Source organism: Streptomyces sp. CBMA123 (assembly GCF_014596465.1).
In the GTDB taxonomy this organism is placed as follows: domain Bacteria; phylum Actinomycetota; class Actinomycetes; order Streptomycetales; family Streptomycetaceae; genus Kitasatospora.
The window spans coordinates 1-10,152 of the sequence record NZ_MECK01000193.1 but is presented as its reverse complement, the minus strand read 5'-3'; the positions used below and the strand labels follow the sequence as shown (position 1 = coordinate 10,152).

General features: G+C 71.6%; 8 protein-coding genes, 1 tRNA gene and 2 pseudogenes. 2 read left to right on the top strand and 9 right to left on the bottom strand.

Going from position 1 to position 10,152, the window contains the following annotated elements:
- From BG452_RS21695 to BG452_RS21675, 5 genes and pseudogenes are all read right to left on the bottom strand, one after another.
- Positions 1-134, bottom strand: a pseudogene (locus tag BG452_RS21695) (DNA-binding response regulator); the annotation flags it as partial.
- Between the two features lie 296 nt (positions 135-430).
- Positions 431-1,393: a UDP-glucose 4-epimerase GalE gene (galE, locus tag BG452_RS21690; RefSeq protein WP_188306006.1), complete on the bottom strand. Its 963-nt coding sequence runs from the start codon at positions 1,391-1,393 to the stop codon at positions 431-433.
- Positions 1,394-1,607: 214 nt separating this feature from the next.
- The gene (locus tag BG452_RS21685; RefSeq protein ID WP_188306005.1) at positions 1,608-2,276 is read right to left on the bottom strand and encodes a response regulator transcription factor; all 669 of its coding nucleotides are present in this window, start codon (positions 2,274-2,276) and stop codon (positions 1,608-1,610) included.
- 168 nt (positions 2,277-2,444) lie between these two features.
- Positions 2,445-2,517 (bottom strand) — tRNA-Thr (locus BG452_RS21680).
- Positions 2,518-2,646: 129 nt separating this feature from the next.
- Positions 2,647-3,096 (bottom strand): winged helix-turn-helix transcriptional regulator, encoded by a 450-nt coding sequence (locus BG452_RS21675; RefSeq protein ID WP_188306004.1) that lies wholly within the window; start codon positions 3,094-3,096, stop codon positions 2,647-2,649.
- Positions 3,097-3,264: 168 nt separating this feature from the next.
- Here BG452_RS21675 and BG452_RS21670 point away from each other — a divergent pair, with 168 nt between their 5' ends.
- Positions 3,265-3,861, top strand: a complete 597-nt coding sequence (locus tag BG452_RS21670) for a flavodoxin family protein (RefSeq protein WP_188306003.1) — start codon at positions 3,265-3,267, stop codon at positions 3,859-3,861.
- Between the two features lie 16 nt (positions 3,862-3,877).
- Here the strand turns inward: BG452_RS21670 and BG452_RS21665 are convergent, their stop codons facing one another.
- The 4 genes from BG452_RS21665 to BG452_RS21650 form a co-directional block, all read right to left on the bottom strand.
- The gene (locus BG452_RS21665; protein WP_188306002.1) at positions 3,878-5,212 is read right to left on the bottom strand and encodes an MFS transporter; all 1,335 of its coding nucleotides are present in this window, start codon (positions 5,210-5,212) and stop codon (positions 3,878-3,880) included.
- A gap of 130 nt (positions 5,213-5,342) precedes the next feature.
- Positions 5,343-6,623, bottom strand: a complete 1,281-nt coding sequence (mycP, locus tag BG452_RS21660) for a type VII secretion-associated serine protease mycosin (protein WP_188306001.1) — start codon at positions 6,621-6,623, stop codon at positions 5,343-5,345.
- A gap of 99 nt (positions 6,624-6,722) precedes the next feature.
- Positions 6,723-8,366, bottom strand: a complete 1,644-nt coding sequence (locus BG452_RS21655) for a WXG100 family type VII secretion target (protein WP_188306000.1) — start codon at positions 8,364-8,366, stop codon at positions 6,723-6,725.
- Positions 8,367-8,435: 69 nt separating this feature from the next.
- Positions 8,436-9,008: a hypothetical protein gene (locus tag BG452_RS21650; RefSeq protein WP_188305999.1), complete on the bottom strand. Its 573-nt coding sequence runs from the start codon at positions 9,006-9,008 to the stop codon at positions 8,436-8,438.
- Between the two features lie 322 nt (positions 9,009-9,330).
- Here BG452_RS21650 and BG452_RS21645 point away from each other — a divergent pair.
- Positions 9,331-10,152: pseudogene (locus BG452_RS21645) on the top strand (YccS/YhfK family membrane protein); the annotation flags it as partial.

Below are 10,152 nucleotides of genomic sequence, written 5' to 3'. Positions count from 1 at the left end.
TCCAGCGCCCGCTCGGCGGCGGCCGCGCTGCCGGCCGCGCCCACCTCCACGTCGGGCTCGGCGGCGAGGGCCGCGGCCAGCGCCTCGGCGAAGATCCGGTGATCGTCGACCACCAGGACCCGGATCCGCCCCATCGTCACTACCCCCTGCTCAGAGCGCCCGAGCCCGGGAGGCGGGGACCGGTACGGCGTCCGCGTTCCGGACCCGCCGCTCCGCCCGCCCACCGGTGGCCGGTGAAGCCGAAAGGGCGCCGGCCCCACCGGTACCGCACTCAGCGTACGGGCCGGGAAACGCCCCCGTGGCGGTTCGGTGAAGTTTCGTCAGAAGGTGTGCGAGTAGCCCGACTTGTCCGGTCGGGCCGGCCCCGGGGAATGCCGCAAGCGCTCCCGGAGCCGGCCCGGCCGACCGGCTCGTACCGGCCGTCGGCGGGTTACTTCCCGCTCTTCTCCAGGGCGAACTTCCAGGCGTCGGCGACGATCTCGTCCAGGTTCGGGCGGCGCGGCGTCCAGCCCAGCTCCTGGTGGGCGCGCTCGGCGGAGGCCACCAGCACCGCCGGGTCGCCGGCCCGGCGACCGGCGACCTGCACCGGGATCTCCCGGCCGGTGACCCGCTTGACCGACTCGATCACCTCGCGCACCGAGAAGCCGCTGCCGTTGCCCAGGTTGCAGATCAGGTGCTCACCCGGCTTGGCGGCGTCCAGCGCCAGCAGGTGCGCGTCGGCCAGGTCGGCGACGTGGATGTAGTCGCGGACACAGGTGCCGTCCGGGGTCGGGTAGTCGTCGCCGAACACCGCGATGTGCGGGCGCTGACCGAGCGCGGCCTGGAAGACCAGCGGGATCAGGTGCGACTCGGGGTCGTGGCGCTCGCCGTAGGCGCCGTACGCACCGGCCACGTTGAAGTAGCGCAGCGAGACGGCGGCCAGGCCGTGGGCGACGGCCTCGCTGGTGATCATGTGGTCCATGGCGAGCTTGCTGGCGCCGTAGGTGTTGGTCGGCGAGGTCCGGGCGGTCTCGGCGATCGGCACGACCTCCGGCTCGCCGTACACGGCGGCGGTGGAGGAGAACACGAGCTTGCGCACGCCCGCCGTACGCATCGCGGTGATCAGCTCCAGCGAGCCGGCCACGTTGTTGCGCCAGTACTTCTCCGGGTCCACGACCGACTCGCCGACCTGCGAGGAGGCGGCGAAGTGCAGCACGCCGTCGAAGGAGCCGTCCAGCACCCGGCCGGCCTCCTGGATCCGGCCCTCGACGAACTCGGCACCGGCCGGGACGCCCTCGCGGAAACCGGTGGAGAGGTCGTCCAGGACGGTCACCTGGTGACCCGCCTCCAGCAGGTGGGCAGCCACCACGCTGCCGACGTAGCCGGCGCCACCCGTGACCAGGTACTTACTCATGATGAGACCTCCAGCGGGCGATGGTCGCCCGCTCGGCGGCGCCATCGAGGGAATGCGGACGTACGACTCGGGTCAATTGTCCCTGCCCGGCGGGGTGCTCCGGACCACTCGGGCGGTCATCCGCACGCTTTCTCACCCACTCCTCAGGCGCCCGACCAGCCGTCCTCCGGCCATCCTCCGGCCGCCCGTCAACCGCCGTGCCGGGTCGCCGTGCTCAGCCGCCCGCCAGCCGCTCCAGCAGGCCGGTGCGCGCGGCCACCGCGGCCGCCTCCAGCCGGGTACGGGCACCGAGCTTCATCAGCACCCGCTGGACGTGGGTACGGGCGGTGCTCGCGGCGATCCGCATCCCGGCGGCGATCGCCGCGGTGTCCTCACCGTCCGCGATCCGGGCCAGCACCTGCACCTCACGGCGGGTCAGCAGCCGCAGCAGCCGGACCGCCTCGTCGTCCGGTTCGGCCACCGGGCGCAGCAGTTGGTCGAAGGCGCCGCGCAGCACGTCCACCGTCACCGCGGCCTCGCCCGCCCGGGCCCGTCCGATCGCCCGCTCGACCACCTCGATCCGCTCGTCGCTGGGCACGTAGCCCGCCGCCCCGGCCGCGAACGCGCAGGCCACACCGCGGAGTTCACCGACCGGCCCGAGCACGATCACCGCCACCTCGGGGCGTTCCCGGCGGATCCGGCGCAGCCCGTCGAAGGCGCCCGGCTCCCCCGGCGCGGCCACCCCCAGCAGACACACCTCGGGCCGCCGCCCAGCCACCAGGTCGGCGGCGACGCCGGCCGGCGAGCCGACCGCCAGCACCCGGTGGCCGCGCAGTTGCAGTGCGGTGGCCAGCGCCTCGGCCAGCAGCCGGTGGTCGTCGACAACCACGAGTCGAACGCCCATGACGCCCTCCCGGTCGGGGTCCGGCTCGCGCCCGCACCCCTCGGGCGGGCGGCCGATGACGCACCATCACAACGCATTCCGTACCCGACCCGCTAGGCCACCGCGTGGCGCCGGACCAGGTGCGAGAACGCGAAAGACCCCCGCCGTGAGGCGGGGGTCTTCCAGTTGAGCCCCCATGCGGAATCGAACCGCAGACCTTCTCCTTACCATGGAGACGCTCTACCGACTGAGCTATAGGGGCTTGCCGGGCTTGTTTGGCCGGGCCGGTCGAACAAGGAAGACATTACACGGCCGTCGGCCCGGAAGGGAAATCGGCTCCGTCCGCCCCTCGGCCGTCCACCTGCCCGCTCACCACCGGGGCCCGCAGACCCTAGACCCTCTCGGCGTGCGCCGCGTCGAACTCCTCGCGGGCCGCGAGCATCTGCGGGGCCCGCCGCTCCGTCCAGCGCCCGAGCGGAAGGACCAGCTCGGCCAGCTCCCGACCGAGCGGCCGCAGGTCGTAGACCACTCGCGGCGGCGTCTCCGGGAAGACCGTGCGGAGAACCAGGCCACTGCGCTCCAGGTTGCGCAGCGACTGGGTGAGCATCTTGCGACTGACCCCGCCGACCCCGCGCTGGAGTTCGGAGAAGCGCTGGGGGCCGCAGGTGAAGAGACTCATCAGGATCAGCAGCGACCACTTGTCGGCGAGCTCGGCGAACAGCTCCCGACTGGGGCAGAGCCGGGCGAAGACGTCGCGTTCCTGCTCGCCACTCCCCCCCGCGCCGCACTCCCGCTCCCCGTGCCATCCGGCCCCGGCCTGGGCTGCTTCCTCCGTCGTCATACCGCCCAGGGTAGACCTCCGGTCTCCGATCCGCACCTGGTCTCCACTGGAGACCTGGTCTATATTGGAGACCGTTCGACGGATCGGGCCGGTTCGAGCCCCCTCGGGGCTCCGCCGTGTCCGCCCGCGCCCGTCCCCCTGTTCCTCCGCCCGCACAGGAGTGCCCGCATGACCGTCATCCGCCCGACCGTCGCCCTCGCCTACCACTCCGGCTACGGCCACACCGCCGTGATCGCCGAGGCCGTCGCCCGAGGCGCCGCCGCCGCGGGCGCCGAGGTCACCCTGATCGCCGTCGACACCATCACCGACGAGCAGTGGGCCCAGCTGGACGCCGCCGACGCGATCGTCTTCGGCTCCCCCACCTACATGGGCACCGCCTCCGGCGCCTTCCACGTCTTCGCCGAGGCCAGCAGCAAGCGCTGGTTCACCGACGCCTGGAAGGACAAGGTCGCGGCCGGCTTCACCAACTCCGCCTCCAAGAGCGGCGACAAGGCCAGCACCCTCGGCTTCTTCCAGACCCTCGCCGCCCAGCACGGCATGAACTGGGTCAACCTCGGCCTCAAGCCGGGCTGGAACGCCACCACCGCCTCCGAGAACGACCTCAACCGCCTCGGCTTCTTCAGCGGCGCCGCCGCCTCCTCCCCGTCCGACGCCGGCCCCGAGGCCGTCCACAAGGCCGACATCGCGACCGCCGAGCACCTCGGCGATCGCGTCGCCAGGCACACCGCCGTCGTGCTGGCCGGCCGCGCCGCCCTGGCCGGCTGAACCACCCTCCGTACGGCTACGCCGCCGGGTCCGCCCCCAGCACGGGCGCCCGGCGGCGTCCGCCGTCCACCACCCCCAACTCCGCGCCCGTGGTGTCCGGCAGCAGCCACAGGCAGCCCATCGCCACCACACCCAGCACCGCCAGGTACCAGCCGACCGGCTGCGCCGTCCCGTACGCCTCCGTCAGCCGGGTCGCCACCAGCGGCGTCGTCGCGCCGCCCACCACTCCGCCCAGGTTGTACGTCAACGCGGCACCCGTGTAGCGCACCCGGGTCGGGAACAGCTCCGGCAGGAACGCCGCCACCGGGCCCATCAGGCACCCCAGCGCCACCATCGCCCCGGCCAGCGCCAGGAACATCAACGGCCGGCGCACCGTCTCCAGCAGCGGGAACAGCACCAGCGACCACCCCGCCACCAGCGCCGTCGCCCACCGCATCGTCCGCCGCCGGCCCCACCGGTCACTGCGCGAGGCACTCAGCCACACCGTCACCGCACCACCCACCGCACCGACCAGCAGCATCGACAGCACCACCGTGCTCGCCACCCCCAAGTCGGAGGTCGCGTACGCCAGCGCGTACGTGGTGGTCAGGTAGAACAACGCGTACCCGACCGTGATCGCCCCACCGCCCGCCAGCACCGGCCGCCAGTGCTCACGCACCACCTCCACCACCGGCGGACGGTCCCGCCGCTCGTCCGCCCGGAACAACGGCGTCTCCGCCAGCCGCAACCGCACGAACAGCCCCACCGCCACCAGCGCCAGCGAGGCCACGAACGGCACCCGCCACCCCCACTCCCGGAACGACCCCTCGTCCAGCCCCAGTTGAAGCGCCAGGAACGCCCCGTTCGCCAACACGAACCCGCCCGACGGCCCCAACTGCAGGAACCCCCCGTACCGCCCCCGCCGCCCGGCCGGCGCGTTCTCCGCGATCAGCAGCGCCGCCCCACCCCACTCCCCGCCCAACCCCACGCCCTGGCACACCCGCAACACCACCAACAGCGCCGGCGACCACCACCCCCACACCGCGAACCCCGGCAACAACCCCACCGCCGCCGTCGCCGACCCCATCAACAGCAACGACACCACCAGCGTCGCCTTCCGGCCCACCCGGTCCCCGAAGTGCCCGAACACCACCGCCCCCAACGGCCGCGCCAGGAACGCCACCGCGTACACCGAGAACGCCGCCAACAACGCCCCCACCCGGCCCAGCCCGGGAAAGAACACCGGCCCGAACACCAGCGCCGCCGCCGTCCCGTACAGGAAGAAGTCGTAGAACTCGATCGCCGTCCCGATCAACGCCGCAGCCGCCGCCCGCCGCAACTGCCCTGCCCGCCAAGCACCCTCCGCATCCATACCACCCACCCTCGCCACCACCGGGCCGCCCCCACCAGCCCCCGCCCGAGTGACCCCGGCGCACACCACCGACCCCCGCGCCCACCAAAAAGCCCGAGCGCCGCCCCCACGGCACCCGGGCCACCCCACCTCACACCCGGCGCGCCCTCCGCCGCCGCCCCACGGCGAACACCACCCCGGCCACCACCACCAGCCCGGCCGCCACCCCACCCACGATCGGCAGCGTGCTGCTCGACCCGGACGACGCATCGGCCTTCGGCTGCGCCGGCGGTGCACCTACCGCTACGTCGCTCGGGCTTACGGCGGGACTCGACGCCGACGGGGCCGGAGCCTGCGCGCTGGCAGACGCGGACGGGCTCGCCGTAGGCACAGGATCCGTCACCGGAACCGGAGACACATCCGCCGGACCGGGATCCCCCGGATCCGTCAGCGCAACCCGGGGACGCACAACTCCGTATCCGACATCGTTATTGCGAACAGAACCGTCAGTGGGCTTTCCCGCCGTATTGATGAGAACCCGAAGAACCTGATTCGCAGTCCAGTCCTTGTGCACGGCCCAGACCAGCGCCGCCGATGCCGACACCAGGGCAGCCGCGTCAGATGTGCCATGACTCTTGCAGTATCCGGTGTTGCCGGTGCAGGCCTCGATCATGTCCGTACCCGGCGCGGCAAGGATTACCTGCGGCCCTTGCTGGGACTCCGAGGTCGCAACAACGTCGCGACCAACCGCACCCACTCCGACGACATCGGGCAGCGCGCTCGGATACTCAACGAGGTTCCCGGACTGGGCCGAATTTCCGACGCTGGATACGACCAGCACGCCCTTCCCTCGGGCCCACGTCAAGGTCTTGTTCAACTTCTCCACATCGCCAGGCGAAGTGGAGACTGCCGAAATTCCTTGCGAGATATTGATGACCTTCGCACCCTTGTCGACCGCATACGTAACGGCCTGCCCGACCTGACCGAGGAAATCAGTCGAGACCACCGGCGCGACAGTCCCATTATTGATCTTCAGCGGAAGAATCTTGGCCCCGGGAGCAAGCCCATAAGCGCCTGTGCCACCGCTGGATCTTCCGGTCCCGGCAATCAGACTGGCCATCTGGGTGCCATGCCCGTCACCGTAGGAACCGACACCACCGGCGCCGCCGCTGAAGTCCTGCCCTGGCAGGAACTGGCCCACCAGGTCCGGATGATCCAGTTTGAAGCCACCGTCGATCACTGCAACGGTGATCCCGTCCCCTTTCGAGGTCTTCCACATCTCCGGGGCCTGCATCGCATCCAGATGCCACTGGTCAGGACGAATCGGGCCATCAGCAATCGCAGGTGTTGCGACTGGGCCGACCACGACTCCAACCGCCATCAGCGCCGCCACGAACACCTGCAGACGTGCTCGCGTATCCGTCCGCCCCATCACAACTCCTCGTCAATCTCTCCACAGACCGGGAAAGCGTGCCCGAACAGATCTGCCCGGCCACTGGGCGAGCCCAGTGGCCGGGCAGTCGTTGCCGTCCTACTCAACCACGTCCGGGTTGCTGTCCGGCGTACCGCTGATCCAGGTCTCCTCGTCCTCGTGCAGGTAGTCCGCACGGTTGCGGCGGTCGCGCTCCTTCCGGCTGCCGTGACCGCCGGCGCCGGGAGCCATCATGCCGTTCTGCCCGGACCGGGCACCGCCCTCGGCGGCTTCTGCTGCGGCCGCACGGTTGCGCAGGCCGGTACCGCCAGGGGTGAACTCCCCACCGGCAGAGGGGCCCTTGCGGCCGCCGACCGTACCGCCGGGGGTCGAGGTCAGGCCCCGGCCGCGCGAGCCGCCGGCGCCGCCGACAGCGCCGTGGCCGCCGCCCATGCCCGGGTGCATGCCGCCCATGCCGCCGCTCGTGGGCGATCCTCCGACCCGGCCGGCTCCTGGCGCGCCCTCACGGCCGAAGACCGTTCCACTGGGCAGACCCGGGGTACCGGACTTGCCGGGGATCGAACCGCCGTTGAAGGGGCCCGTGCGGAGAGGCACCGAGCCGCCCCCCTTGCCGGGGATGCTGCCGATGCCCCGGGTGGGGACGGGGCCGCCACCGGTCCCGCCGGGGAAACCGGCGATCGGGCCGCTGCCGGGCAGTCCGGGCAGCCCCCCTCGGCCATCGGGACCGCCCGGGTAGGCGGGGTTTCCACCAGGGCCACCCGGCAGCCCAGGACCGCTGCCGGGCCCGACCGGGGCGCTCTGGTCCGGCAGGGTCGGGATGCTGTCGAGGCCCGTCCCCGGGCGGCTGACCGGGTCCGACGGGTGGGACGGCGGGACGGAGGAACCCGGGTCATGCGGCGGGGGCGGCAGCTGGCCGCCGTCGTGCGGAGGGACCGGCCCGGCGTGGCCGGGGTAGATCGACTCCTGCCGCCCCGTTCCCGGGTCACGGGGCGTCATGGAGACGCTGCCGTAGCTGCCACCAGGCGCGTTATAGCTCCCCCTGGCACTGCCACCGGCGGAATGCGGGCTGGGTAGGGCGCCGCCGTAGTTCCCACCGGTATTGCCACTGCCCGAATAGTCAGATGACGCGTCCCGGTTCGTCTCGGGCGTCCCCGGCAGCACCACGTTGTCGCCGAGCCCGGTCAGCGTGGTGGTCGCCGCGGAGTAGGCCTCGCCCAGCTTCTCCATCTGCCGGATGGCTTCCTGGTGCGCATCGTAAAGCTCCTTCGTTCCGGCCATGGCCTGCGTCTCGGAGACCCAGTTCGGGTTCTTGCGCTTCATGGCCGCGTCGATCTCCGCCGTGGACGGGCCGTTCGGGTTCCAGCCGAACGTCTTCAGCTGCCTGACTACCTCGGGGTCAGGAGCCGACTGCATCTTCCGCCCGTTCACCCAGTTGAGGGCGTCCGACGGCACGGGCGGCATCGCCGCCTTGGCAGTGCTGAGTGCTTCACCGGCCTGATTCATGGCGTCGCCCGCACCCACGGAGTAGGCACCCAGCTTCTCGGCGGACTGCTGCAGGTTCCCGGCCCACGTCTTGAAGTTCTCCGCGGCGTGGCCTTCCCAGGTGACCTTGGAGAGGTGCGACTTGAGCGCCTCGCTCAACTCCTTCAGAACACCGCCGGCCTGTTGCAGCTTCGCGGCGCGACTCAGGACCGTCGTGGGGTCGGTCCCGTTGACCATGTTCAGAAGTACTTCATGGTCCATGCCTTCAAACTTCGACTGGACTGCCACTATTTTCTCCCCGTTCCCCGTGAACCGTCTCCGTCGACGCCATCAGAAGCTCTTGGCGCCGGTCCGCCTCGACCCGGGTCCGCTCGTTCCCGTCGAACCAGCGCTCTGCGCGACCGCGTTCTGATCGGCTGTCGCGTTGTCCTCGTTGGTCGAGTAGTTCTGTGCCGTCGACGTGACCGCGTTCTGCATCGCCTTGATCTGCGACGTGAAGTCCTTGTGCAGCTTGACGAGCTGGGTGTGGACCTTCTCGTAGGTGGAGGACAGTGCGACTGCTTCCACGAACTGGTGGGCCTGGTCCCCGCTGACGAAGTTCTGCTGGGAGACCTTCTGAGCGGCGAGCTTGTACGGCGCGGCCTCAGAACCCTCCATCGCGGCGAGCAGGGCCTCGATCTTGTTCGCGAACTCGGTGAGGGTGTCGATCTCGATCTTGACGTCGTGCTTGCCGAAGGCTGAGACCAGATCGCCGGCAGTGCCGTTCGTCTCCACAGTGCTGTAGACGGGAGCGATGTTGACCCCGCCGAACCATGGAAGGGGCAGCTTCTTGTCCAGCGTGAACGGCGTATTCGCCGAACCCCCCGGCGTCGTCCCCGCGGCCGGCGTACTCGGATCCGTCACAGCAATCCACCTCTCCCCCGTACGGCCGGCTCGCCCCGGGCGTCTCCCGGGCCCGCCGTGCCGCAACACACCGTCAACTTCTGCTTCTTACCGTCCTGGTCGGTTGGACCGCCCGCCCTGTGGGCGGTCTCCGCCTCTGTCATCGTAGCCACCGCCTCTGTCGGCCGGGCAGGGCCCTTGGGCCGCCCGGGCTCGATCGGTACGAACTTGACACGTACGGTCCGTGCCCGGGGCCGCTGGGTAGACTGACCCGGTACGCCCCATCTGCCGCGCAATGTCGCACAGCAGCGACTCGTGGCCGCAGAACGGACGTGAGCGAGACATGTCGACCCCTACCCCGTGGTGGGCCCGTGCCGTGCGGCCGGTGAGGCCGCCGGTGCCGGTGGTGTTGATGGTGCGGGCGGCGGTGGGCATGGTGGTGCCGTTGGCGCTGGGGTTGTGGGCGCACCGGTTGGGTCTGGGGGTGTTCGCCGGGCTGGGGGCGATGCACGCGACGATGAACGACCGGGTGGAGCCCGGGCGGTTGCGGGCGGTCCGGATCGGGTCGGCGGTGGCGGCTTCGGCGTTGGGGATGCTGGTCGGTACGGCGTTGCAGCACGCTCATGCGGGCGTGGTGGTGCTGGGTGTGGGGTTGACGCTGACGGCTTTCGTCTCGGGGGCGTTGAGCGCGACGGGCCCGCGGGGGTCGGCGGCCGGGATGCTGTTGCTGGTGTCGGCGGCGTTGGGCAGTGGGATGCCGCTGCCGGGGCCGTGGTGGGCGGCGGCGCCGATGATGCTGGTGGGGGCCGGGTTCGTCGTGCTGCTGGGTCTGCCCGGTCGGGCGGGTGATCCGGGCCGCCGGGCGTTGGCCGCCGGGTACGAGGCGCTCGGCCGTACCCTCGACGATCTGGGCACCGCGCGGGGCGCGGAGTCCCGCCGGGTGCTGACGGCCCGCCTGAACCAGTTGCAGGACGTACTCCCCGAGCACGGCCGGACGGCCCTGCGCCCGATGTACGAGGCGGCCCTGGCCGCCACCGAGGCCGCGACCGGTCTGCTGTGGGCCCGGCGCCCGGTGCCGCCGGAGGTGGCCGAGGTTCCGAGGCGGCTGGCGCGGGCCGTGCGGCAGGGCGGCGGCGAGGTGACGGTGCCCGCCTGGCGGCCGGAC

Coding starts and splice junctions, on each gene's coding strand:
- BG452_RS21670 (WP_188306003.1), top strand. CDS start 3,265: ATGACCGTCATCCGCCCGACCGTCGCCCTCGCCTACCACTCCGGCTAC.
- BG452_RS21665 (WP_188306002.1), bottom strand. CDS start 5,212: ATGGATGCGGAGGGTGCTTGGCGGGCAGGGCAGTTGCGGCGGGCGGCG.
- galE (WP_188306006.1), bottom strand. CDS start 1,393: ATGAGTAAGTACCTGGTCACGGGTGGCGCCGGCTACGTCGGCAGCGTG.
- BG452_RS21685 (WP_188306005.1), bottom strand. CDS start 2,276: ATGGGCGTTCGACTCGTGGTTGTCGACGACCACCGGCTGCTGGCCGAG.
- mycP (WP_188306001.1), bottom strand. CDS start 6,623: ATGGGGCGGACGGATACGCGAGCACGTCTGCAGGTGTTCGTGGCGGCG.
- BG452_RS21675 (WP_188306004.1), bottom strand. CDS start 3,096: ATGACGACGGAGGAAGCAGCCCAGGCCGGGGCCGGATGGCACGGGGAG.
- BG452_RS21655 (WP_188306000.1), bottom strand. CDS start 8,366: ATGGACCATGAAGTACTTCTGAACATGGTCAACGGGACCGACCCCACG.